This is a genomic window from Streptomyces sp. NPDC029466, assembly GCF_055574515.1.
In genome coordinates, this window is the sequence record NZ_JBVHZH010000027.1 from 30,526 (window position 1) to 52,749 (window position 22,224).

The 22,224-nt window shown below is 68.8% G+C and carries 23 protein-coding genes and 1 pseudogene; 4 read left to right on the forward strand and 20 right to left on the reverse strand.

Features of this window, described 5'->3' with window-relative positions; genetic code table 11:
• Nucleotides 1–106: 106 nt before the first annotated feature.
• Genes kdpC through ACZ4XD_RS21100 form a run of 5 tightly spaced genes read right to left on the reverse strand, consistent with a single transcriptional unit; the run spans nucleotide 107 to nucleotide 4,819 of the window.
• Complete coding sequence (gene kdpC, locus ACZ4XD_RS21080) at nucleotides 107–718, reverse strand: potassium-transporting ATPase subunit KdpC (RefSeq protein ID WP_468044168.1); 612 nt, start codon at nucleotides 716–718, stop codon at nucleotides 107–109.
• Nucleotides 719–723: 5 nt separating this feature from the next.
• On the reverse strand, nucleotides 724–2,865 hold the full coding sequence (gene kdpB, locus ACZ4XD_RS21085; protein ID WP_468044170.1) for a potassium-transporting ATPase subunit KdpB: 2,142 nt from the start codon (nucleotides 2,863–2,865) through the stop codon (nucleotides 724–726).
• Nucleotides 2,862–4,526 carry a potassium-transporting ATPase subunit KdpA gene (gene kdpA / locus ACZ4XD_RS21090; RefSeq protein WP_468044172.1) on the reverse strand — a complete coding sequence of 555 codons (1,665 nt, stop codon included), beginning with the start codon at nucleotides 4,524–4,526 and terminating at the stop codon, nucleotides 2,862–2,864. Before kdpA ends, kdpB begins: the two co-directional genes overlap by 4 nt.
• 9 nt (nucleotides 4,527–4,535) lie before the next feature.
• Nucleotides 4,536–4,625 carry a K(+)-transporting ATPase subunit F gene (gene kdpF, locus ACZ4XD_RS21095; protein ID WP_018542562.1) on the reverse strand — a complete coding sequence of 30 codons (90 nt, stop codon included), beginning with the start codon at nucleotides 4,623–4,625 and terminating at the stop codon, nucleotides 4,536–4,538.
• Nucleotides 4,622–4,819, reverse strand: coding sequence for a hypothetical protein (locus ACZ4XD_RS21100; RefSeq protein WP_468044174.1), 198 nt, complete (start codon nucleotides 4,817–4,819; stop codon nucleotides 4,622–4,624). The genes kdpF and ACZ4XD_RS21100 overlap by 4 nt, the downstream gene beginning before the upstream one ends.
• A 335-nt stretch (nucleotides 4,820–5,154) precedes the next feature.
• On the opposite strand from ACZ4XD_RS21100, the gene ACZ4XD_RS21105 reads away from it, so the two are divergent.
• A complete protein-coding gene (locus ACZ4XD_RS21105; RefSeq protein WP_468044176.1) occupies nucleotides 5,155–5,349 on the forward strand; it encodes a hypothetical protein in 195 nt (64 codons plus the stop codon).
• A 39-nt stretch (nucleotides 5,350–5,388) separates the two neighbouring features.
• Here ACZ4XD_RS21105 and ACZ4XD_RS21110 read toward each other — a convergent pair whose 3' ends face one another.
• The 12 genes from ACZ4XD_RS21110 to ACZ4XD_RS21165 all read right to left on the reverse strand — a co-directional run bounded on the left by ACZ4XD_RS21110 (nucleotide 5,389) and on the right by ACZ4XD_RS21165 (nucleotide 17,054).
• Nucleotides 5,389–6,957, reverse strand: coding sequence for a Na+/H+ antiporter (locus ACZ4XD_RS21110; protein WP_468044178.1), 1,569 nt, complete (start codon nucleotides 6,955–6,957; stop codon nucleotides 5,389–5,391).
• Between the two features lie 329 nt (nucleotides 6,958–7,286).
• A complete protein-coding gene (locus tag ACZ4XD_RS21115) occupies nucleotides 7,287–7,832 on the reverse strand; it encodes a hypothetical protein (RefSeq protein ID WP_468044180.1) in 546 nt (181 codons plus the stop codon).
• A gap of 110 nt (nucleotides 7,833–7,942) precedes the next feature.
• Entirely contained in the window at nucleotides 7,943–9,910 is a 1,968-nt protein-coding gene (locus ACZ4XD_RS21120) for an APC family permease (RefSeq protein WP_468044182.1), read from the reverse strand.
• Between the two features lie 155 nt (nucleotides 9,911–10,065).
• Nucleotides 10,066–10,440: a hypothetical protein gene (locus ACZ4XD_RS21125; protein ID WP_468044184.1), complete on the reverse strand. Its 375-nt coding sequence runs from the start codon at nucleotides 10,438–10,440 to the stop codon at nucleotides 10,066–10,068.
• A 26-nt stretch (nucleotides 10,441–10,466) separates the two neighbouring features.
• Complete coding sequence (locus ACZ4XD_RS21130) at nucleotides 10,467–11,243, reverse strand: GNAT family N-acetyltransferase (RefSeq protein ID WP_468044186.1); 777 nt, start codon at nucleotides 11,241–11,243, stop codon at nucleotides 10,467–10,469.
• 63 nt (nucleotides 11,244–11,306) lie between these two features.
• Nucleotides 11,307–11,390, reverse strand: a complete 84-nt coding sequence (locus tag ACZ4XD_RS21135; RefSeq protein ID WP_468044306.1) for a 50S ribosomal protein bL37 — start codon at nucleotides 11,388–11,390, stop codon at nucleotides 11,307–11,309.
• 92 nt (nucleotides 11,391–11,482) lie between these two features.
• A complete protein-coding gene (locus ACZ4XD_RS21140) occupies nucleotides 11,483–12,292 on the reverse strand; it encodes an SDR family NAD(P)-dependent oxidoreductase (protein ID WP_468044188.1) in 810 nt (269 codons plus the stop codon).
• Nucleotides 12,293–12,652: 360 nt separating this feature from the next.
• Nucleotides 12,653–13,063, reverse strand: coding sequence for a DUF3592 domain-containing protein (locus tag ACZ4XD_RS21145; protein WP_468044190.1), 411 nt, complete (start codon nucleotides 13,061–13,063; stop codon nucleotides 12,653–12,655).
• 30 nt (nucleotides 13,064–13,093) lie between these two features.
• Nucleotides 13,094–13,396, reverse strand: a complete 303-nt coding sequence (locus ACZ4XD_RS21150; RefSeq protein ID WP_468044192.1) for a hypothetical protein — start codon at nucleotides 13,394–13,396, stop codon at nucleotides 13,094–13,096.
• Between the two features lie 132 nt (nucleotides 13,397–13,528).
• Nucleotides 13,529–14,044, reverse strand: coding sequence for a transposase (locus ACZ4XD_RS21155; protein WP_468044194.1), 516 nt, complete (start codon nucleotides 14,042–14,044; stop codon nucleotides 13,529–13,531).
• A gap of 11 nt (nucleotides 14,045–14,055) precedes the next feature.
• Complete coding sequence (locus ACZ4XD_RS21160; protein ID WP_468044196.1) at nucleotides 14,056–14,445, reverse strand: transposase domain-containing protein; 390 nt, start codon at nucleotides 14,443–14,445, stop codon at nucleotides 14,056–14,058.
• A gap of 179 nt (nucleotides 14,446–14,624) precedes the next feature.
• Nucleotides 14,625–17,054: a sensor histidine kinase gene (locus ACZ4XD_RS21165; RefSeq protein WP_468044308.1), complete on the reverse strand. Its 2,430-nt coding sequence runs from the start codon at nucleotides 17,052–17,054 to the stop codon at nucleotides 14,625–14,627.
• A gap of 727 nt (nucleotides 17,055–17,781) precedes the next feature.
• Here ACZ4XD_RS21165 and ACZ4XD_RS21170 point away from each other — a divergent pair.
• Nucleotides 17,782–17,940 carry a hypothetical protein gene (locus ACZ4XD_RS21170; RefSeq protein WP_468044198.1) on the forward strand — a complete coding sequence of 53 codons (159 nt, stop codon included), beginning with the start codon at nucleotides 17,782–17,784 and terminating at the stop codon, nucleotides 17,938–17,940.
• A gap of 167 nt (nucleotides 17,941–18,107) precedes the next feature.
• Nucleotides 18,108–18,297 (forward strand): annotated as a pseudogene (locus ACZ4XD_RS21175) (transposase); the annotation flags it as partial.
• A gap of 108 nt (nucleotides 18,298–18,405) precedes the next feature.
• Here ACZ4XD_RS21175 and ACZ4XD_RS21180 read toward each other — a convergent pair.
• The 3 genes from ACZ4XD_RS21180 to ACZ4XD_RS21190 form a co-directional block, all read right to left on the reverse strand.
• On the reverse strand, nucleotides 18,406–18,843 hold the full coding sequence (locus ACZ4XD_RS21180; RefSeq protein ID WP_468044310.1) for an abortive infection family protein: 438 nt from the start codon (nucleotides 18,841–18,843) through the stop codon (nucleotides 18,406–18,408).
• A gap of 18 nt (nucleotides 18,844–18,861) precedes the next feature.
• Nucleotides 18,862–19,617 carry an AfsR/SARP family transcriptional regulator gene (locus ACZ4XD_RS21185; RefSeq protein WP_468044200.1) on the reverse strand — a complete coding sequence of 252 codons (756 nt, stop codon included), beginning with the start codon at nucleotides 19,615–19,617 and terminating at the stop codon, nucleotides 18,862–18,864.
• 264 nt (nucleotides 19,618–19,881) lie between these two features.
• Nucleotides 19,882–21,504 carry an MDR family MFS transporter gene (locus tag ACZ4XD_RS21190; protein ID WP_468044202.1) on the reverse strand — a complete coding sequence of 541 codons (1,623 nt, stop codon included), beginning with the start codon at nucleotides 21,502–21,504 and terminating at the stop codon, nucleotides 19,882–19,884.
• A gap of 204 nt (nucleotides 21,505–21,708) precedes the next feature.
• On the opposite strand from ACZ4XD_RS21190, the gene ACZ4XD_RS21195 reads away from it, so the two are divergent.
• Nucleotides 21,709–22,158, forward strand: coding sequence for a MarR family winged helix-turn-helix transcriptional regulator (locus tag ACZ4XD_RS21195; RefSeq protein WP_468044204.1), 450 nt, complete (start codon nucleotides 21,709–21,711; stop codon nucleotides 22,156–22,158).
• The last annotated feature ends 66 nt before the right edge of the window (nucleotides 22,159–22,224 follow it).

A 22,224-nucleotide genomic window follows, 5' to 3' on the forward strand; every position in this document is an offset into this window, starting at 1 on the left:
CCCCCACCCCCCTCCCCCCCCCCCCCCCCCCCTCCTCCCCCCCCCCCCCCCCCCCCCCCCCCCCCCCCCCCCCCCCCCCCCCCCCCCCCCCCCCCGACAGGGTCTCTCACTTCTGAGCGAGTTCCTTCACCGCGATGTTGAGCTTCAGGACGTTCACCGCGGGCTCACCGAGGAAGCCGGCGGTACGGCCGTCGGTGTGGGCCTTCACCAGCTTCTCGACCTGGGCGACGCTTAGCCCATTGTGCTCGGCCACGCGCTTGACCTGGATCTCGGCGTAGTCCGGGGAGATGCCGGGGTCGATGGCGGAGGCCGAACCGGTGACCGCGTCCTTGGGCACCTGGGACTGCGGCACGCTGTTGAACTCGGCGACCTGCTTCTTCGCTGCCTTCACATTCTTGACCAGGGTGGGGTCGCTGGCGCCGAGCTGGCTGGAGCCGGTGGCCAGCGGGTCGTAGCCGCTGTTGGAGGGGCGGCCCTGGAACCACTTGGGGTCGGGCTTGTCCGTTCCCTTGAGGTTCCAGCTCTGACCGATGAGCTCGGAGCCGACGACCTTGCCGTCGACCTTCACCTCGGAGCCGTTGGCCTTGTCGTGAAAGAGCCCCTGCGCGATAGCGGTCACAGCCAGCGGGTAGATCACGCCGCACACGACCGTCAGGACCAGCAGGATGCGCAGCGACGCCCACGCCAGCCGGAGGGTGCTTGCTACGGAGTTGTTCACGGCGGTCACCCGATTCCGGGAATCAGAGAGATGAGCAGGTCGATGATCTTGATGCCGATGAACGGTGCGATCAGTCCGCCCAGGCCGTAGATGCCGAGGTTGCGCCGCAGCATCTTGTCGGCGCTCATCGGCCGGTACTGCACGCCCTTCAGGGCCAGCGGCACCAGCGCGATGATGATCAGCGCGTTGAAGATGACCGCCGAGAGGATCGCGGACTCCGGCGACGCCAGGCCCATGATGTTGAGCTTGTCCAGGCCCGGGTAGGCGATCGAGAACATCGCCGGGATGATCGCGAAGTACTTCGCGACGTCGTTGGCGATGGAGAAGGTCGTCAGCGCACCTCGCGTGATCAGGAGCTGCTTGCCGATCTCGACGATCTCGATGAGCTTGGTCGGGTTCGAGTCGAGGTCGACCATGTTGCCGGCTTCCTTGGCGGCCGACGTACCCGTGTTCATGGCCACGCCGACATCAGCCTGGGCGAGCGCCGGTGCGTCGTTCGTACCGTCGCCGGTCATCGCGACCAGCTTGCCGCCGGCCTGTTCGCGCTTGATGAGCGCCATCTTGTCCTCGGGCGTGGCCTCCGCGAGGAAGTCGTCCACGCCCGCCTCGTCGGCGATGGCCTTGGCCGTCAGCGGGTTGTCGCCCGTGATCATGACGGTCTTGATGCCCATACGGCGCAGCTCGACGAACCGCTCCCGCATGCCTTCCTTGACGACATCCTTGAGGTGGATGACACCCAGCACGCGAGCGCCCTTGTCGTCCTCGACGGCCACCAGCAGCGGGGTGCCGCCGGCCTGCGAGATGGCGTCAGTGAGCTGCTGGGCGTCGTCAGCGACCTCGCCGCCGCGCTCCTGGACCCAGGCGAGGACCGAACCCGACGCGCCCTTGCGGACCTTGCGGCCGTCCACGTCCACACCCGACATCCGGGTCTGGGCGGTGAAGGCGATCCACTCGGCGTGCTCCAGCTCGCCCTGGTGGCGCTCGCGCAGCCCGTACTTCTCCTTGGCGAGGACGACGATGGAGCGGCCCTCGGGCGTCTCGTCGGCCAGCGAGGAGAGCTGAGCGGCGTCCGCGACCTCGGCCTCGGTGGTGCCTCGTACGGGGACGAACTCGGCGGCCTGACGGTTGCCGAGGGTGATGGTGCCGGTCTTGTCCAGCAGCAGCGTCGACACGTCGCCGGCGGCCTCCACCGCCCGTCCCGACATCGCCAGCACGTTGCGCTGCACCAGCCGGTCCATGCCCGCGATGCCGATGGCCGAGAGCAGTGCGCCGATCGTCGTCGGGATCAGACAGACCAGCAGCGCGGTCAGCACGATCAGCGACGTCTGCTTGTCCGCACCCGCGTAGAGGGCGAACGGCTTCAAGGTGACGACCGCGAGCAGGAAGACGATGGTGAGCGAGGCGAGCAGGATGTTCAGCGCGATCTCGTTGGGGGTCTTCTGCCGTGCGGCGCCCTCGACGAGGTTGATCATCCGGTCGATGAAGGTCTCACCGGGCTTCGTCGTGATCTTGATGACGATGCGGTCGGAGAGCACCTTCGTCCCACCGGTCACCGCAGAGCGGTCACCGCCGGACTCCCGGATGACCGGAGCGGACTCACCCGTGATCGCCGACTCGTCGACGGATGCGACGCCCTCGACGACATCGCCGTCACCGGGGATGATGTCGCCGGCCTCGCAGACGACCAGGTCGCCGATGCGCAGTTCGGTGCCGGGGACCTCCTCCTCGGCCTTGCCGTCCTCGGACAGCCGGCGCGCGACCGTGTCCGTCTTCGCCTTGCGCAGGGTGTCGGCCTGCGCCTTGCCGCGGCCCTCGGCCACCGCCTCCGCCAGGTTGGCGAAGATGACCGTCAGCCACAGCCAGGCCGCGATGACCCAGCCGAACCACACGCCCGGGTCCTTGACCGCCAGGACAGTGGTGACTACCGACCCGACCAGGACCACGAACATGACCGGGGACTTGACCATCACCCGGGGGTCGAGTTTGCGGAAGGCGTCGGGCAGCGACTTCACCAGCTGCTTCGGGTCGAACAGGCCCGCGCCCACGCGCCCGTCGTCCTTGTGCCCGGTGGGGATGTCGCTGTGCGGCGCCGGGGTCGGGGTAGCGGTGGACATGGCGTCCTCGTGCTTCTTGGAATCGGTGGTCATGACGACAGCCCTTCAGCGAGCGGGCCCAGAGCGAGCGCCGGGAAGAAGGTCAGACCGGTGACGATCAGCAGAGTGCCGACGAGCAGGCCCGTGAAGAGCGGCTTCTCGGTACGGAGGGTGCCCGCGGTCTCCGGGACTGGCTTCTGCTCGGCGAGCGAGCCGGCCAGGGCGAGCACGAACACCATCGGCAGGAACCGGCCGAGCAGCATGCACAGGCCGAGCGTGGTGTTGAAGAACGGCGTGTTGGCGCCGAAGCCCGCGAAGGCGGAACCGTTGTTGTTCGAGGCGGAGGTGTAGGCGTAGAGCACCTCGGAGAATCCGTGCGCCCCGATGTTGGTCATGGCTTCCTTGCCGTCCGGCAGGGCAATGGCCACGGCCGTGCCGATCAGCACGAGCGCCGGGGTGATCAGGATGTAGCAGGCCGCGAGCTTGATCTCGCGGGTGCTGATCTTCTTGCCGAGGTACTCGGGCGTACGGCCGACCATCAGGCCGGCGAGGAACACCGCGATGATCGCCATGATGAGCATGCCGTAGAGGCCCGAGCCCACACCGCCGGGCGTGATCTCGCCGAGCATCATGCCCAGCAGCAGTACGCCGCCGGACAGGCCGCTGAACGAGTCATGGAAGGAGTTGACCGATCCGGTCGACGTCATGGTGGTGGAGACGGAGAAGAGCGACGAGGCGCCCTCACCGAACCGCTGCTCCTTGCCCTCCATCGCACCACCGGCGAGCTGCGAGGCGGTGCCCGGGTGGGCGTACTCGAGCCATGTCACCGCGATGACGGCACCGAACCAGACGATGCCCATGGCCGCGACGATCGCGTAACCCTGCTTGATCGAACCCACCATCTTGCCGAAAGTCCGCGGCATCGAGAACGGGATCACCAGCAGCAGGAAGATCTCCAGGAGGTTCGAGAGGCCATTGGGGCTTTCGAAGGGGTGGGCGGAGTTGGCGTTGAAGAAGCCGCCACCGTTGGTGCCCAGGTCCTTGATGGCCTCCTGGGACGCCACCGCGCCGGGGCTGAGCGCCTGCTTCTGACCCGTCAGGGTGGTGATGTGGTGGATGTCGCCGAAGTTCTGGATCGCACTGCACGCCACCAGGATGATCGCGGCGATCACCGAGAGCGGGAGCAGGATGCGGACAGTGCCGCGCACCAGGTCGGACCAGAAGTTGCCCAGTTCGCCGGTGCGGGACCGGGCGAAGCCGCGTACGAGCGCCACGGCGACCGCCATGCCCACGGCGGCGGAGACGAAGTTCTGCACGGCCAGACCGGCGGTCTGGGTGACATGGCTCATGGCCACTTCACCCGAGTACGACTGCCAGTTGGTGTTGGAGATGAAGGACGCGGCCGTGTTGAAGGCCTGGTCCGGGGTGATCGGCTTGAAGCCGAGCGACAGCGGCAGCTTGTCCTGTACGCGCTGCATCGTGAACAGGAAGAGCACGCCGACCGCGGAGAATATGAGGACGCCGCGCAGGTACGCGGGCCAGCGCATCTCGGCCTCGGGGTTGGCGCCGACGCTGCGGTAGATCCACTTCTCTACGCGCAGGTGCTTCTTGGACGAGTAGACGGCGGCCATGTAGTCGCCGAGCGGGCGGTGCACCAGGGCGAGCGCGCCGATGAGCGCGGTGACCTGGAGCACGTCAGCAAGAACGGGGCTCATATCTGCGGCTCAGAACCTCTCCGGGAATACAAGGGCGAGGACGAGATAGCCCAGCAGGGCGACGGCCACGATCAGGCCGATGAGGTTTTCGGCGGTCACAGCTTTGCCACCCCCTTGGCGACAAGGGCCACCAGCGCGAAGACCGCGATCGTGGTGACCACGAAGGCCACATCGGCCATCGTGAACTCCTGAGAGGTTCGGTTGAACGGACCAGGAGAGGGAATCGCGTCGGTGGCTCGTTCTCGCCCCTCGTTGACGCGGTCCTTACGGCCATTAGCGCGACATTGACGCATCCCTAACGGCTACGTGGCAACCTGCGGAGGCACGTCACGGGAACTGCGTTGAACCGGGCTGACGGCGGTGGTCGGCCAGCGCTCCACGGCAGCCCGGTGGAGCGCGCCTCGGCGGCGGCCCGGTGCAGAACCGTCAGGCTCCCAAGCGAGCCACTTACGCATCGACCGTGGCCCCGGCATCCAACTCACCGACTGGGAGCGGGCCTTCGAACCTTTCCATCGAAGGCGGCGACGTCCTCCCGTGCGCCGAGGGCGTACGCCACGCGGGCAGAAGATGCGGACGTGCTCCAGTCGGGTGCCTGAGCCATTCGAATTCCGTTAGGGAACCGGCTGTGATGCTCGTCTGTCCTCGCGTCGGCAGCCACGGTGGAGTCAGTCAGGGTGAGCGGAGGATCGAGGAGGGCCGTGAGCATGTGCGGAGACATGCCGGCGGTGGTGTCGTGAGCGTGGAGCGGATCGTGGGGCTGCTGGTGGCGGCATCGCTGGTCGGGCTGCTGGTGATCGTCGTCAAGTTCCCGGACCGGTTTTGAGGGTTGCCGGCATCTTCCGAGGGCTGCGAGATGTTCGGATCATGCGTCGCCGAGGCCGGCGTCCTCAAGGTCGAGCCTGCGTTGCAGGCGGCGTCGGGTGAGGTCGCTGATGTGGTTGTCCGCGTAGAGGCGTTGGAGTGTGGCGGTTTGGGCGGCTATCACGGTGCGGCGTAGTTCGCGGTAGCCGGCGGCGGAGGCCGAGGAGGACGGGGCCGTGTCGTCGTCCTGGTCGGCGTCGGCCTGGTCGAGCCGGGCCAGCAGGCCGCGGCGCAGCTGGTTGATGAGGGTGGCGGGTGCGGCCTCGGCGGCTTCGAGTTCGTCCAGGCAGCCCAGCCCGGCCTTGGCGAGGCCGGCGCGGGCGCGGGCTTCTTCGCGGGCGGTGTGTTCCGGTTCCAGTGCGATCTTGGACCAGCGGACGACCGGGGCCAGGGTGAAGCCCTGGAGGATGAGGGTGAAGACGACGACGCCGGTGGTCAGGACGAGGATCAGGGGGCGGTGGGGGAGCGGGGTGCCGTCGTCGGCGGCCAAGGGGATGGACAGGGCGGCTGCCAGCGGCATCACGCCACGGGTGCCGGCCCAGGAGACCACCGCGGGGATGCGCCAGGTCACGGTGCCATTGCCGCGGCGGCGCTGCATGACGGCGGAGAGCGGGAGGACTCCGAGGAGCCGTACGGTGATCACGGTGGCGGCCACCGCGAGCACGCCGAGCGGCCAGCTGTGCTCGTCCGCGGTCAGCTGGCGTACGAGAGCCGGCAGTTCGAGGCCGATGAGGGCGAAGACGACGCTCTCCAGGAGGAAGACCACGGTGCCGTAGACGGCGTGTACCTGGAGGCGGATGGTGGCATTCGTGAGCTTGTGGCCGGTGCTGCCGAGCACCACCCCCGCGACCACGACGGCGGTGACGCCGGAGGTGTGCAGGTCCTCGGCGAGAACATAGGCGGCGTACGGCGTGACCAGGGCGATCACCGTCTCCAGGACGGGGTCCTCGGTCCGCCGCCGGATCAGCGCCACCGCACCCGCGACGGCGCCGCCGACCAGCGCCCCGCCCCCGCCCAGCACCAGGAACTGACCGCCGGCCGCGGGCAGGGTGACCGCATGGGCGGCTATGGCGGTGCCCACCGCGACTTTGAACAGGACCAGGCTGGTGGCGTCGTTGAAGAGGCTTTCGGACTGGACGAGTACCTGGATGCGGGGCGGCAGCGCGATCTTGCGTCCCAGGGCCGTCACGGCGACCGGGTCGGTGCTGGCCAGCACCGCGCCCAGGACGAACGCCATGGTGGTGCTCAGCGGGGTGACCGCGGCAGCCACGGCGCCCACGGCGGCCGCGGTGGCCAGCACCAGGCCGAAGGCGAGGACGGTCACCGGCCGCCAAACCATGCGCAGTTCGCGCCAGGGGATCTCCTCGGCGGACGCGTAGAGCAGCGGCGGGAGTACAACGACGCTGATCACTTCGGGCGCTACCTGGCCGTCCGGTATCCAGGGCAGCAGCCCGATGAGGAGGCCGCCGACGACAAGTAGTGAGGGAGCGGGGATGCGCCAGTGGCGGGCGCCCGTGGCGACCAAAGTGGCGAACACGACGAGCAGCAGGAGGGCAGTAAGGTCGGTCACGAACTCGTCTCTCGATGGCTTCGGCTGTCACTGAACCGCCGCCGACCAGACTTCCCGGCACTCCGCAAGGAAATCTACCGGGTGTTGTCGGGTTACTGCCAGAGTTCTAACGACTTGCAGTTGCATTCGGCCCGGACGCCGCTGTCGCCGGCGATGTCACACCCCGGGATGCCACCCCACCGGCCATTGATGGGCAGGCTGGGCGGGACAGTGCCACTACGGCCAGTTGTCCTCGTGGCCGGACGCCGCGACCAGGATGCCTGCCGCGGCTGACAGCACGGCCGGCAGTCGACCGCCGCCCGTCCCCGAGGTGCCCTCTCCGCAGTCGCTCACAGCAGCCCGGAAGCTTCGAGGACTGCGCGCGCCTCCTGCCCGTCGATCCGGTCCGCCAGCGCCTGTAGCACCTGCGCACCGTGGCGCAGCGTGCCGCGTTCGAGGGAGCGGCGGGCGCCGGCGTCGAGCAGGTGCCAGAGGAGCGGATTGGCTTCCAGGACATGAGGACCGAGTTCCAGCCACTGTCCGTGCACATCTCGTAGGACGAGGTGCGTGGCGATGCCGCCGCAGCGCCGCACCGAGACCAGGGCGTCGGTGCGCACCCGGCGCTCGCCCATGAGGCCCCGCACTGCGAGCCACCCCTTGCCCGCGGTCACGCGTGACGGAAGGAAGACAGCAAGGACCAGGAGCCCGAGCACGGCCCAGAGTCCGGCGCGGGGCAGCGTGAGGCTACCCGTGCCCCAGTCGAGCAGCATGATCAGACCGACGAACGCCAGGGAGTACGCAAGGGCGCGCCGCGCATCCGCACGCCAGTGGCGGTCGACGGCTGTGTCCGGCCGTCCGGCGCGCATCGCCGCGGCGGGAGCGGTTCGCCGTCCCATTCCGCCGACAGTAGGCAGGCTGTGGGTGGCTGCCTGCTCTCCTGGCGACTCCCTGATGTCGTGTCGCTCATCTTTGTCGCGCCCTTGATGTCGAGGCGCTGTGTGCCCGCTCAGCCGACGTGGACGCGGGGGCGGCGTTCCCGGTCGGGTTCGGCCTCCCGCAGGACCTCACGGGTGACGGGGGCGACCTCGCCCTGGCCGAAGAGGAAGAAGCGGAGGAACTGGGTGATGGGGTTGCCTTCGGTCCATTCGAAGTAGATGTGCGGCCGCTGGCCGGTGGCATCGCGTACGTGCAGCAGCAGGGCGGCCAGCGCGTTGGAGACGGTGGAGCTCTCCAGGCAGAGCACGCGGTAGCGGCCGTGCAGCACCTCGCCGCGAGCCCGGAGCTCGCTTTCGAATTCGGAGGGGTCACCGAGGGTGACCTCGACGAAGACGAAGTCCTCGCCCTCCAGATCGTTGTCGGTGCGGATCTGCTGGAGCTTGTCGCGGTACTCGGCCAGATCGCGCTGGTCGGGCTCGTTGGCGATGAAGCGGATCTTGCGGTGCGAGATGTCGCGGATGAACCGCTCGGCCATCTCGTCGAGCACCACGTTGGTGACGCGCAGTTCGAAGGCGCGGGCGAGGCGGGAGAGGAACGACACCAGGATGATCCCGGCGATGAAGCAGGCGCCGATCTTCACGCCGTCGGGCCGCTCGATGACGTTCGCCACGGTGGTGTAGAGGAACACCACGGAGATCACGGCGAAGCCGATCGTCCAGCCTCGTTGCCCGGCCCGGTGGGCGGCGATGGTCACGGCGATCGCGGCGGAGCTGATCAGGACCAGGACACCGGTGGCGTAGGCGCCGCCCTGGGCGTCGACATCGGCGTTGAAGATCCAGGTCACCAGGAAGGCGACGAGGGTGAAGACCAGCACCATCGGGCGCACCGCACGGGCCCAGTGCGGGGCCATGCCGTAGCGCGGCAGGTACTGGGGCATCAGATTGAGCAGCCCGGCCATGGCCGAGGCGCCGGCGAACCACAGGATGGCGATGGTGGAGATGTCATAGATCGTGCCGAAGGCGGAGCCCAGGTACTCGTGCGCGAGGTAGGCCAGCGCGCGCCCGTTGGCCTCGCCGCCCGGCTTGAACGCGTCCGCGGGGATGAGCAGGGTCGTGATGAAGCTGGTGAGGATCAGGAAAACGCTCATGATCACGGCAGCGGTGGTGAGCAGCTTCTTCGTGCCACGGATCCGCCCGGCAGGACGCTCTTCGGTGTCGCCGGGGCTGCCCTGTACGTGCGGCATGACCGCGACGCCGGTCTCGAATCCGGACAGGCCCAGTGCCAGTTTCGGGAAGACCAGCAGCGCCACTCCCACCATCGCCAGCGCGTTGCCGTGTTCGGTGGTCAGCGCCTGGGACCAGTCGGTGACGACATGCGGCGCGGTGAGCACATGCCCCAGTCCGACGACCACCACGGCGACGTTGAGCAAGAGGTAGAGACCCACCAGAGCGACCGCTACCCCGATCGCCTCCAGGAACCCCTTGAGGAAGACCGCGCCGAGCAGCGCGACGAGGATCAGCGTGACGACCATCTGCTGGTTGCGCAGGACGCTGCTGACGTGCGGGTTCTCCACGAGGTGGGTGGAGGCATCGGCCGCCGAGAGGGTGATGGTGATGAGGAAGTCGGTGGCGGCGAAGCCCAGCAGGGTCAGTACGAAGAGCTTGCCTTTCCAGAAGGACAGCAGCCGCTCCAGCATCGCGATCGAGCCCTGGCCGCGCGGGCTCTCCTCGGCCACCCGCCGGTAGACCGGCAGCGCGCCGGCCAGCGTGACGATGACCAGCACGATGGTGGCGACCGGCGACAGCAGCCCGGCGGCCAGGGCCGCGATCCCCGGCTGGTAGCCGAGGGTGGAGAAGTAGTCGACACCCGTCAGGCACATCACCCGCCACCACGACTGCCCTTGATGGGCGCTCTGCGGCCCTGCATGCGGGCCGGGGTGGCGCTTGGCCATATCGGTCAGGCCTTCCAGCATCCACCCGCGCAGGCGGTGCCGTACGGCAGCCCCGGACGAAGAACCGGCAGGGGCGGAGGCGGCCATCGTGTGCTCCTGTCGTACCGCGAAAAGATCCAGCCATCGACACGACGGCCAGGTCAGGGTACGCGACGGCAGTATTTTCGCCATAGTGTTCGTCAATATGGCGGCCTCGTGTCACTCCTCCTCATGTCCCCGAAACGGTGGTCAGTGCGCCGGCCTCAGGACTTGGTGGCTGAGGTACGCAGCATCAGGTGACACGGGTGCTCCTCGCCGTCGCGGTGGAACGTGAGCCGAATGCGGATCTCACACGCGTTGGACGCCAGGGCGGGCTGTGCGGAGATGCTGCCGTCGGTATGTGTGCCGTCGCCGGCAGGTCCGTAGGCGCCGCCCCAGTCGAAGTACTCGTTGCCGACGTCGTCCATGGCCTCCAGGGCCAGGAACACGGGGGTGCAGTCCGCGGCGTCCGGCAGGGGTGGCGCGATCGTGTAGTGGACGGTGAAGGAGTCGTCCCGCCGTCTCAGGCCGTGGACCGACAGCTCGTGGGCGCCGTTGAGGATCTTCATCGAGGCGAGGGGTGCGCGGTGCGGCTTCATCAGGGCTCCTCGTTGTCGGGCGGTGTTCAGGCGGTGAGTCCGGCGACGCGGCGGGCCGGTTGTCCGGTCAAGTGGTGGACGTACTCGTACTCCAGACGGAAGCCGGCGGTCCAGGCGAGGAGCCGACTGGGCCGGTTGTCGCGGGAGCAGGTCCAGCTCGGGGTGTGGCCGCGGGCGGCGATGTCCTGGCACAGGGCCGTGACACAGGCCAGGGCGAGGCGCTGTCGGCGGCGTTCGGGAACGGTCACGCAGGCGACGTCCTCACATCTGCTGCCACGGAAGTACGTACAGGCCACCGCGAGAATGCGGTCGTCCTCGAAGGCCGCCCAGCCGTGTGCAGATGCGGCGAGACCGGCCGGGCCACCCCAACTGGCATGGACCCACGCCGAGTCAGGGCCCAGCGCGGCGAGTGCCGGAGCGTCCCCCGGTGCCAACCGACGCACCGTCACGCCGCGGGGTGGCCGCGGAGCCGACACCGGCACGCGGTGCAGGTACGCCATGCGCTCCCAGGGCACGAGCAGATCGAAGGCGTTGCCCAGCAGGGGCAGGAAGCGGGCAGGGGCCTGCACATAGTGCGCGGCGAAGGCGCCGAGTGCGAGCGGGGACAGGACGGTTGGTTCGCCGCGGAGCAGGAGGTGATCGGCGCAAGCCACGGCTATGGCACGCGGGTCGACGGCGCGGTCGGCCCACAAGCGACCGGCTCCTGATACCAGCGCATGTTCGGCGAGTGCTGTTGCTGCCGGGGGGCCGGCCGCGAACCAGTTGGAGAGCGCGGGAAGTTGGTCGGGGGAGAGTTCGATCACGGAGCCTCCTTGTGACGGTCGCGGTGGCCCCGGTTGGGGCCGGGGGCCACCCCGCTCGGCGTTTCAGCGCTGTCCGGCCCTGCTGCCGTGGTTGGCCTTCTTCCTACGGCGGGATTTCTTCTTGCGGGAGCGCTTGGACATGGGCATACGGGCCTTTCGTGCTCGGGAGGCCGCCTTCTCCTTCTTAGGGCAGCGGGGTTCCTGAGGCGGCCGGGTCCTTCAGGTGGGTGGGGTGTTCTTCAGGCGTGGTGGCTTACCAACTGGTCGGCGAGTTTGGTGAGGCGCTTCACGGTGCGGTCCTCCGTTGCGGCCTGGGCGGGCTCGACGCGCTGGTCGCGGTCGTAGTAGGCGCCGTTGACGATCTCCACCGCCGGGTCGCAGAGGCGTACGACATGACCGGCGCCCTCTGCCGCGGATGCACCGCTGATCGCGTAGAGGGACAGCAGGTCCGTCTCGCAGATGCCAGGGTGGACGGAGACGGCCGTGACCCGGGGGTCGGCGGCGAAGACGGTGAGGGCGAGCTGGGACTGGGCGTAGGCGGCGAGGCGGGAGTAGCGGCGGGCGCGCTGCGGATCGCTCCACTGGATGGAGGCGGTGCGGTGCAGCGACGACGACACATTGACCACTCGGCCGCCCGGCTCGCTGATCAGCGCCGGTTCCAGGAGGCAGGTCAGCAGGTAGTGGGCGAGGAAGTTGACCTGGAAGGCGATCTCGTTGCCGTCGGCCGTGAGGGTGTGCCGCTCAGGGGCGGCCATGCCGGCGTTGTTGACCAGGACGTCGAGATGAGGGTGCTCGGCGACCACGCGCCGAGCCATGGCCTCGACTTCCTCCAGGCGCGTGAAGTCCGCAGCGAATCCGCACAGTTGGGCGCCGTCGATGCCCGCGGTCGTGATGAGCCTGTCGGTGGCGGCCTGGGCATCCTCGGCGGTGCGGCCGTGCACAAGGACGGTGGCGCCGCGCTCGGCGAGCTGCCGGGCGGTCTCGAAGCCGATGCCGGAGGTGGCGCCGGTGACCAGGACAGTACGGGAGGAGAGGTTGAAGACGGGCATGATCCATTCCAGGGAAGAGCGACAAAGGGGATGGGCATACCAAGCGGGCGCGTCAGGGCCTGAGGTATGCGGGGACAAAAAGGGGGCGCAGCGATCAGATCGCCGCGCCCCGTAGGCGTGTAGAAACGTCTCAGTGGGAGGCGGACGTCTCCGGGCAGCGCGGTGCACGACACGGAGCCGCCGGATGAGGCGGACGGTCGAGCAGGAGCCAGGCGCTGTTCACAGCACCATCAAATGCCGTGCCGCACGCCGTTTCAAGAGTTCCCCGCGCCTCTTGACACAGCCCTGATGAAGCGCGGAATGCGGCCAATCGATAGTGCACCGGAGACACAAGAGGGAAGGGCCAGGGAGAGTTCTTGGTCATCGGCTCGCGACCGAGACAGCGAAAAGGATCAGTGAGAGCAGTATGACCAACCCGCCTCCGGCCATGAACCCGCGCTCCATTCCCAGGCGTTCATGGGCATGGACGACGACGTTGCGCGGATCGTCGGCATCGTAGAGGACAAGGACGTGGTCGCCATCGTTGAGCGGCCGACGGCGGGGCGGGGGCACAGGACAGAGGACCTCCACCACGCGGTCGTCTTGCGTCACGAACTGGAGCCGCGGCCGGGCCGGCTCGTCGGAGGTGTGCCCAGGAGGCCGCTTGACCAGGGCATCAACGCGTATGCCGGTCCGCCGCACCTGTCGTGCCTGCCGCAGTCCGCAGGAGCCGGCGAGCGGGGCGAGCAGGCCGCCGAAGGCGGCCATTCCTGCGAGGACGGGTACAGCCAACGCCGTTCAGTTAGGGCGGGGTCGGTGGTGTCAAGGGCTGCTTTTGAGCATGTTGATGCTGATGGTGGCTTTGTAGGTGGTGCGGTCGATGGCGGGTCCGCGTGCGTTGTATTTGGAGATCGCGCGTTTGACGATGCGGTCTTTGGTGCGGACCCGCCGGGCCGGCAGGAGGTGGGCCAGGACGTGACGGCCGATGGTGCCGACCAGATCGGTGTCCGCGCCGGTGATGACACCGGCGGCCAGGACAAGCTGGTTTCTGGCGGCGGCGAGGGCGGTGGTGAAGCCGGCCCGGTCCGGGTCGGTGCCCGGGGCGCTGTCGGTGGCGTCGGTCATCGCGGTGCGTAAGGCCTGGTAGGCGGTCAGCAGGGCCCAGACCTCCTGTTCGATGCCGTCGGGGGTGCGGGCCCGCAGAACACGTCCGCCCAGGATCGTGGACTTCAGCTCGGCGTAGGCGGTCTCGATCTCTCAGCGCTCGTGGTAGAGCCGGACGAGTTCACCGGCCGGGTGGGTAGCGGGGTCGGTGAGGGTGGTCAGCAGCCGGTAGTGGCCGGTGCGGGTGCCCTGGGCGGTGCGGATGGTGATCTCGGTGTCGATGACGCGAACGGTCAGCGCTCCGATCCGGGTCAGTGTCGAGCCGTCGGGGCAGCGGGCCACCGGGGGCAGGTTCCGGTTGGCCTTGCAGCGGACCAGCAGATCGGCGCCGGTGGCTGCCAGGTGGTTCATCAGGGCGGCGGAGGCAAAGTTCCGGTCGCCCAGCATCAGCATTCCAGCCCGCAGGCTGCCTGCCAGACGGCGGGCGTACTCCAGCTCACCATGCGTGGCCGGACCGAACACGGCCCCGATCACCGACCGGGTCCCGCAGGCCACCAGCGCGGCCAGACGCAGTTGCGGGTATCCCGAGGTCCCATGGCCGAGCCGCTGCCGGGAGAACACAGCAAGGTTGACCGGACAGTCCGGGACCGGCAGCAGGGTGCCGTCCACCGCGACCACCCTCAGACCCGCCACCGCCCGGCGGCAGCGGTCGTGGCCGCAGGCCCGCTCACGAGGTTGAACAGCGCCTTCATCGGTGCCGGACCCAGCCGCTGGCGGGCCTGGCGAAGAGCGCTGCCGCTGGGCCGGAGCAGCGGCAGGCCGGCCAGCCCTGCACACAACCGGTCGAAGACCTGCCGGTAGCCCAGCCCGGTGAAGAGTGCCGCGGCCAGCAGCAGGTAGACCGTGACGCGCGCCGGCACCAGCCGGACCCTGCGCTGCACCGCACCGGTCTCCGCCAGCACCTCATCGACCATCTCGAACGGAACGATCCGGGTCAGCTCCCCGATATGTCCCGGCGCGAACACCTCGGCCGCCACCCCGACCGTCCTTGTTATGGCAGCCTGTTCCAACAGTGGAGCTCCTGTGGTGATGATGTCTTGGAGTGACAGACCTCTTCTACAGCAGCTCCGCTGCCTCGTTCACCAGCCTTGACACCCCCGACCCCGCCCTAACTGAACGGCGTTGCGGCTACAGCTCCTGCGTCCACCTCTCTCCGATCTCCGGTCTCCGAGATGCCCACCCGCTCGGGCTACGTGAGCTCCGCGGGCTTCTCCTCGGCAGCAGCTCGCAACGAGAGGACCATGGTCAGCCCGCCTCCGGGGGTGTCCTCGGTGGTCAGAGTGCCGCCCATTGCCTCGGCCAGGCCCCGGGAGAGTGCCAGCCCGAGCCCCAGGCCGGTGGTGTTGTCGCCGTCGCCCAGGCGCTGGAAGGGGACGAAGATCCGGTCCCGGTCCTCGGGCAGCAGGCCCGGGCCCCGGTCGATGACCCTCAGTTCGACGCGCGGGCCGAGGGCGCTGGCGCTGATCAGCACCCGCTGTTGTTCGGGTGAGTGGCGCACGGCGTTGATCACCAGATTGGCGATGACCCGCTCCAGCAGCGGCGGATCCGCGAGTACATCGCAGCTCTCCGCCAGCCCCTGGGTCTCGATTGACACCGTCGTCGCGGAGAGGGTGTCGAGTGCCAGGGGAAGGACGTCGGCGAACGCGGTGGGCTGGAGGTGCAGGGTGAGGGCACCGGCCCGGAGTCGGCTCATGTCAAGGAGGTTGTCCACCAGGCGGTTGAGGGTGGTCAGCGACTCCTCGGCCGTCGTCAGCAGCTCCGCTCGTTCCTCGGCGGAGAAGTCCACGTCGGTGCTGCGCAGCGAGCTGATGGCGGCCCGTCCGGCGGCCAGTGGCGTCCGCAGGTCGTGACTGACCGCGGCGAGCAGCGCCGTACGCATCCGGTCCGCCGCCTTCACCGGCTCGACCTCGGCGGCGGCCTCGGTAAGGCGGGCGTGGTCCAGGGCGGCGGCAAGGTGTGCCGCGAAGGCGGTTAGCACCCGGTGCTCGGACGCGGGGAGGGTGCGGCCCCGTAGGACGAGCACGCGGTCCGGTCCGGCCGGCACTTTCACGAGTCCGTCGGTGCGCTCTACCGCTTCGTTCTCCTGATCCGAACGCGGGACGAGCTCGGCCGACTCCATACCGAAGGTCTCCCGGGTGCGCTCCAGGAGCATCGACACCGCTTGATCACCCCGGAGGATGTTCCCGGCCATGGAAGACAGGGTCTCCGCCTCCGCGGTGGCGCTCGCCGCGCGCCGGGACAGCCGCAGCGAGCGGTCGACGAGGGCGGCGACCGTGACGGCGACCACCACGAACACCGCGAGGGCCAGTGCGTTGTTGGGCTCGGTGATGGTGAATTGGTCGCTCGGCGGGATGAAGTAGTAGTTGAGCAGGAGGGAGGCGGTGAGGGAGGCGAGCAGCGCGGAGACGACACCCCCGAGGCAGGCCACACCGATGACGGTGACCAGGAAGAGCAGGGCCTCACTGGTCAAGTTGAGTTCGCCGCGGGTGTGGGTGAGGACGGCGGTCAGCAAAACGGGGAGGGCGAGGCCGGCCACTGGTCCCGCGACCCGGCGCGCTTGCGGCAGCTGCCGTGCCGAGGCGGGCAACCGCCTTCCTCGGCCGGCTCCTTCGTGGGTGACCATGTGGACGTCGATGTCACCGGAGAGCTCGACCGTGTCCTCGCCGATGCCCCGCGGCGCCACCAGACGGGACAGCCAGCTGCGGCGGCTGGTACCCAGGACGAGCTGGGTGGCGTTCTCGGCGCGGGCGAAGTCCAGCAGCGCGGTGGGCACATGGTCGCCGACGACCGAGTGGTAGCTGCCGCCCAGGCTCTCGACGAGGGTGCGTTGCTTGGCGAGCGCACCGGGGGAGGCATAGGCGAGGCCGTCACTGCGGGCGACGTGCACGGCCAGCAGGTCGCCGCCCGAGGAACGGTCCGCGATCCGCTCGGCCCGGCGGATGAGCGTTTCGCCCTCCGGACCACCGGTGAGCGCCACCACGACCCGCTCGCGGGTCTCCCACACGGTTCTGATGCCGTGCTCGGAACGGTACTTCTGCAACATTTCGTCCACCCGCCCGGCGACCCACAGCAGCGCGAGTTCCCGAAGGGCCGTCAGGTTGCCGATGCGGAAGTAGTGCGCGAGCGCGGCATCGACCTTCTCGGGCCGGTAGATGTTGCCGTGCGCCATGCGCCGGCGCAGCGCCTCGGCGGGCATGTCGACCAGTTCGATCTGGTGGGCGCGGCGGACGACCTCGTCGGGGACGGTCTCCCGCTGCGGGACCCCGGTGATCTTCTCCACCACATCGTTGAGCGACTCCAGATGCTGGACGTTGACGGTGGTGACGACGTCGATACCTGCGGCGAGCAGCGATTCGACGTCCTGCCACCGCTTGGCGTTGCGCCCGCCGGGGACGTTGCTGTGAGCCAGCTCGTCGACCAGGGCCACCTCCGGGCGGCGGGCCAGGACACAGTCGAGATCCAACTCGCTGAAGGTGCCTCCCCGGTACGCGCGGAGCGTCCGGGGCAGTATCTCGAGCCCTTCGAGCTTCTCCTCGGTGTGCGGCCGGGCGTGGCACTCGGCGTACGCCACCACCACATCGGTACCACGTCGCGCACGGCGACGCCCCTCGTCCAGCATCCGATAGGTCTTGCCGACCCCCGGCGCTGCCCCAAGGAACACCTTCAGCTTTCCTGGCCGTACGCCTGGCGTATCGGCTGCCCCAACCCTCGGCGCCACCGAAAGCCCCTCTCTCACCGGTCGTGCACAGCCCCACGTCGCCTGGTGCAGCGAGGAGGACCTCGGGTGGCCGAGCGGCATAGGTGGTGTTCCATGGTCACATCAGCCCGGCAAGACCGTGATTGAGTTCGACGATGTTGACGCTTTCCTGACCCGGGGAACCCCAGGGGATAAGGCCCTGGACGCGGTCGGTGATCAGCTTCTCCCCTGGCGGAGTGGAGGTAGCGGCCCTTTGCCACGCGGTCGACCGTCCGTACCCGTCCGCCCAGGGGCGGCTGCCGCCAACGCTGCATGGAGCGGACGCCGCCGGACTTGCTCGATTCCCAGGCCGCTGCTCGGGCCGTGCTCAGCGGTCGTGCGCCCGGGCTACGTCCGACGACGGTCCGGTGCAGATCGCCCGGATGTCCAAACTTGCCAAGGACTCCGCGGTCAAGGCCCGCACTCAGGCGATCAACCAGCTCAAGGCCGTCCTGGTCACCACCGGTCCGGTCGCGCGGGAAGAACTGGCCGGACTAAAGAATCCCGCACTGGTCCGCAGCTGCGCACGGTTCGGCGGTCGCAACGGCGACGGCGGGGGTGCCGTGGTCCGTCGCTCCAGGCGATCGAGCCACCGGTCACGGCAGCCGACATGTTCCCGCGCCTGCAGGCCAAAGCCGCGGTCGATATGCTCCTGTCCCTCCTCGAAGGCGACCAACCGCCATCGCCGGTCATCACCCCGGTCGACCTCCGCATCCGCGCCAGTACCCAGCGCACGCCCCCGAAGGGCTCGGCGCCGACGGTCTTCTGAACCCGCCCGGACACCCGCGCACCGAGGCCGGTCCCTCCGGCTGGTGCTTCTGCCCCGCCTGAGTCGAGCTGGGCGAACGGCTGGCTGGTGGCCCGGAGGGCCACCCTCATCACTGTGGGGGCTATGACCTGAGCCTGTGGAAGCTCGCTGACCTAAGTGGGCGGTTCTACGACATGCGGGAGATCGTGAACGCGATCCTCTATCGGGGGGCGGACCGGCTGCCAGTGGGCCTATCTCCCGCGCGACCTGCCGCAGAAGAGCGCGACGTACCACTACTTCGCCGCTTGGCGGGACGACGGGACCGACCACGTCATCCACGAACCCCCGCGCTGCCAGGTCCGTGAACGCTCCCGGCGATGAGAGGACCGGACCCTGGTGGTCCTGGACACCCAGGGCGTCTACGTGGCCGCCGGGCGGACGGACCCTGCTGACTCGTGGAGCCCGGCGGATATCGTGGCAGTTGCCTTAACGGAGGTTGGCGGATACCAACGTCGACAACCCGAACCGCCAGGTGCGGCTGAGCTTCCTGGGGTGACCGCCGGGATCGTCCTGGGGGTGGCCGTGCATTCTCCGTACCCTGCGTGCCCGAAACGGAGAGACCTTGGATGCGGAAAGCGCCTGCTCGGCGTGTGGCGACTGTCCCGCATGAAGCCGGCCACGTCGTCCCGTGAGCGCCAACGGGAGGACGTGCTGTGGTGCGTTCGCCTGACCGTGACGGTTGCCGAGGCCTCGGTTCCGCAGTTCGGCGACGCCGGCCGCGATGTTCACTGAGCCGGAGAGAAACTTCTTCACGGCCGTGCTGCCGTCGGGCCCCTCAGGAGCCGACCCGGCGTCGAGGCGTCCGGAAGGCGGAAGGCGCGTCAGCCGCCTTCGCCGGGGGGATCTGGGGCTGGTGCGGCCTATGAGTTCATGTGCGTCCGATCAGGGCGAGGACCTGAGCACCTCCTGCTGTGCGTGCTGCAGATCGTGTGAGGGGTCCAGACCGAGTTCCTCGCGCAGCAGGGTGCGGACCCTTTGGTAGGCGTGCAGGGCGTCGACCCGGCGCCCGGCCTTGTTCAGGGCGAGGACGAGCTGGGCGTGCAGCCACTCGTTGAACGGGTATTCCATCACCAGCGATCGCAGATCGGTGATCAGATCGCGGTAGCGCTCCAGGTTCATGGCGGCCCGTACGTACAGCTCCTGGGTGGAGACGCGTTTCTCCTCCAGGTTACTGACATAGTCCTGGAGCACGCGCCCACAGGGGACGTCTGCGAGCGGGGCGCCGCGCCATACCTGGAGCGCCGCTTTGGCCCAGCGCGCCGTGCCCTCGGCGTCGCCGGCCGCGCTACAGGCGTGGGCGCGGTCGGCCAGCTGCTCGAAGACGCGGATGTCCAGGGATTCCTCGGGGATGCTGAGCACATAGCCGGGCGGGGTGGTGACGATGAAGCGTTCGCCGAGTTCCTCGCCGAGCTCGACGACGAAATCCTTGCGCAGTTGGTAGATATACGTCTGAGCCGTGGTGACGGCGGTGCGCGGGGCGTGGTCGCCCCACAGTTCGTCGATGAGGGACTCCAGCCGGACGATCTGGTTCGTCCGCATCACCAGCAGCGCGAGAACCTGCTTTACCTTGGGAGCACTTGGTGTGTAAACGAGTCGGTCGTTGACTACTTCGATGGGGCCGAGCGCCTTGAATTCCATCGCCTCTCATACCTCCGCTGAACTCCGGTGAGCACACGGTCGACCAAAACCAGTCAGACGCTAACCGGGGGCGGGAGAGGGGCCAAGGAAAGGGCACGGAAGTGATTGACAACCTGCGGAAGGCGGAAGGCACGCTGATCCCTTGGAGGCAGTTTCCGCTACTCCTCGTGTGCTCCCACCGTCGTTGCTCCCGCTCTCATCTCCGTAATGAAGGTGAGGAGAGCGGGAGTGGAGAGTCGGCGGACCTGATGTGGCAGCCCGTTTTCACGCGTCCTGGCCCTGCGGGCTGCCGCCGTCCGCCGCCGCACCTTGGTCGCTCACCTGCGTGGCGGGCGCGTCCTGCGTCCCGTCCTGCAGCTCCCGCAGGAACCACGTCAGGACGAAGCCGGCCAGCAGCACCGCGCCGCTGACGAGGTACATGGCGTGGAAGCCGTGGGCGAAGGCATCCATGACGGGGTGCGCCAGCCTGGAGTCGATGCCGTGCAGGAACGAGGTGTCGTTCAGATCGATCTTCGAGGTACCGTTCCCGCCGACCACCTGCAGGAAGCGATGATTCGTGGGGTTGTCGGCCACCGCTGGGTCGGAGGCCAGCCGCAAGAAGCCGGGGCTGTGCCACAGTTCGGTCAGGCGCGCGATGGCCACCCCGAACATCACTGAGAACAGCATCGCGATTCCGGTCGATCCGCCGATCTGCCGGCACAGACCCGAGGCGGCATTGGCCACGCCCAGCTCGTTCTTGGGCGCCGAGTTCTGCATGGCGAGGGTGATGACGGTCTGGGCCAGCCCGATGCCCATTCCCAGCCACAGGACGATCAGGACGATGCCCCATAACGGGGTGGAGACGCCGGACGTGGACAGCGTCAGCAACGCGCCGGCCATCGAGCCCAGGCCCACGATCGCCTGCCTTTTGAACTTGCCCGACGCGGAGATGAGTTTCCCGGAGACGACCTGGGAGGCAATGGTGCCCACCATGAACGGGATCACGACCAGCCCCGCCTCGGTGGGGGAGCGGCCCTGTGCCATCTGGAGGAAGAGCGGCAGGGTCGTGACCGTACCGAAAATGCCCACGCCGATGGTGAAGTTGATCGTCGAGCACAGGGCGATGCCGCCGCGCCTGAAGAGCCGCAGCGGCAGTACGGCCTCCGCGCCCCGGCGCAGCTCGACCGGGAGGAACAGCGCGAGACCGGCCAGCCCGAGTGTGCACATCACCAGCGAGACGGGGGAGGTCCAGCCCCAGGTCCGGCCCTGTTCGGCCACGATCAGCAGCGGTACCAGGAACAGTGCCAGCGCCACGGCGCCCAGTGCGTCGATGCGGTGTTCGCGCCGCTCGTGCGGCAGGTCGAGCGCGCGGCGCACCGTGATCAGGGCCAGCGCGCCCAGCGGCACATTGAGCAGGAAGACCCAGCGCCAGCCGTCGAGGCCGAGCACGTCCCCGGCCTCCGCGAAGGCGCCGCCGGCCAGCGGGCCGACGATGCTCGCCGCGACCCAGGCCATCTGCAGATACGCGAAGTAGCGCCCGCGCTCGCGCACCGGGGCGAGGTCGGCCACCACGGCGGTCGGCAGCGACATCAGCCCGCCACCGCCCAGTCCCTGCACCGCACGGAACAGCGCCAGCGTCACCATCGAGTCGGCCATGCCGCACAGCAGCGAGCCCATGACGAAGACGACGATGGCGATGAGGTACATGGGCTTGCGCCCGTAGATGTCGGAGAGCTTTCCGTAGAAGGGCATCGCCAGCACCGAGGCGATCAGATACGCCGTGGTGGCCCAGGCCTGCTCGGTCTGGCCGTGCAGCTGGTCCGCGATGGTGCGCATCGCGGTGGCGATGACGGTCTGGTCCAGCGCCGCCAGAAACACCGCCAGCAGCAGTCCCGACATGGCGGTCATGATCTGCCGGTGTGTAAACCCACCGCCATCGGTGCCCGTCGCGACGGGAGTGGCGCGCGGATGCGTGGAGGGCACGGTTCCTCACTTTCCGGGGGCGGTGAGCTTCGGGTCGACGGGCTTGCGTGGAGTGCTGAGAGTAGCCAGGAATCGAGCTTTTCGACAAGCTCTTGTCGTTCTCTGGTTGCCGGGACATACGCTGAGGCCATGGATGCGTCAACGCCGGAAGTGGACACCCTGGTCGAGGTGACCGCCGAGGTCTTCGCGGTCAACGGTCGGCTGCTGCGTGCGGGAGACCAGATCTCCGCCCACGCCGGACTCACGTCGGCCCGCTGGCAGGTGGCCGGTCTGCTGCTGGACGGCCCGTCCACCGTCGCCCGGCTGGCCCGCGAGCGCGGGCTTCGCCGCCAGGCGGTCCAGCAGACCGTCGACCGGCTGCGGGCCGAAGGCGTCGTGACGACCTGTCCCAACCCCCAGGACCAACGCAGCCCCCTGGTCGAGCTGACCGATCGCGGCAGAAGGGCACTGGACGACCTGCGGCCCCTTGAGCGGCAGTGGCTCCAGGACCTCACCTCGGGCATCGACCACGACGATCTGCGCACCACGGTGCTCGTCCTGCGCCGGCTGCGCGAGAAGCTGGACGCCCAGTTGGATTAGGGCGCTTCCGAGAGCACGCCTCCAGGCCCCGCACGCTGCCCCAACCCGCCTCCAAACCGGCTTGAA

What these genes read in the sequence shown, in the direction of transcription:
- kdpB (WP_468044170.1), bottom strand. Translation starts at nt 2,865, where the DNA reads ATGACCACCGATTCCAAGAAGCACGAGGACGCCATGTCCACCGCTACC.
- kdpA (WP_468044172.1), bottom strand. Translation starts at nt 4,526, where the DNA reads ATGAGCCCCGTTCTTGCTGACGTGCTCCAGGTCACCGCGCTCATCGGC.
- ACZ4XD_RS21100 (WP_468044174.1), bottom strand. Translation starts at nt 4,819, where the DNA reads ATGCGTCAATGTCGCGCTAATGGCCGTAAGGACCGCGTCAACGAGGGG.
- ACZ4XD_RS21105 (WP_468044176.1), top strand. Translation starts at nt 5,155, where the DNA reads ATGCTCGTCTGTCCTCGCGTCGGCAGCCACGGTGGAGTCAGTCAGGGT.
- ACZ4XD_RS21115 (WP_468044180.1), bottom strand. Translation starts at nt 7,832, where the DNA reads ATGGGACGGCGAACCGCTCCCGCCGCGGCGATGCGCGCCGGACGGCCG.
- ACZ4XD_RS21120 (WP_468044182.1), bottom strand. Translation starts at nt 9,910, where the DNA reads ATGGCCGCCTCCGCCCCTGCCGGTTCTTCGTCCGGGGCTGCCGTACGG.
- ACZ4XD_RS21125 (WP_468044184.1), bottom strand. Translation starts at nt 10,440, where the DNA reads ATGAAGCCGCACCGCGCACCCCTCGCCTCGATGAAGATCCTCAACGGC.
- ACZ4XD_RS21135 (WP_468044306.1), bottom strand. Translation starts at nt 11,390, where the DNA reads ATGCCCATGTCCAAGCGCTCCCGCAAGAAGAAATCCCGCCGTAGGAAG.
- ACZ4XD_RS21140 (WP_468044188.1), bottom strand. Translation starts at nt 12,292, where the DNA reads ATGCCCGTCTTCAACCTCTCCTCCCGTACTGTCCTGGTCACCGGCGCC.
- ACZ4XD_RS21150 (WP_468044192.1), bottom strand. Translation starts at nt 13,396, where the DNA reads ATGACCGACGCCACCGACAGCGCCCCGGGCACCGACCCGGACCGGGCC.
- ACZ4XD_RS21165 (WP_468044308.1), bottom strand. Translation starts at nt 17,054, where the DNA reads ATGCTGGACGAGGGGCGTCGCCGTGCGCGACGTGGTACCGATGTGGTG.
- ACZ4XD_RS21170 (WP_468044198.1), top strand. Translation starts at nt 17,782, where the DNA reads ATGTTCCCGCGCCTGCAGGCCAAAGCCGCGGTCGATATGCTCCTGTCC.
- ACZ4XD_RS21185 (WP_468044200.1), bottom strand. Translation starts at nt 19,617, where the DNA reads ATGGAATTCAAGGCGCTCGGCCCCATCGAAGTAGTCAACGACCGACTC.
- ACZ4XD_RS21190 (WP_468044202.1), bottom strand. Translation starts at nt 21,504, where the DNA reads ATGACCGCCATGTCGGGACTGCTGCTGGCGGTGTTTCTGGCGGCGCTG.
- ACZ4XD_RS21195 (WP_468044204.1), top strand. Translation starts at nt 21,709, where the DNA reads ATGGATGCGTCAACGCCGGAAGTGGACACCCTGGTCGAGGTGACCGCC.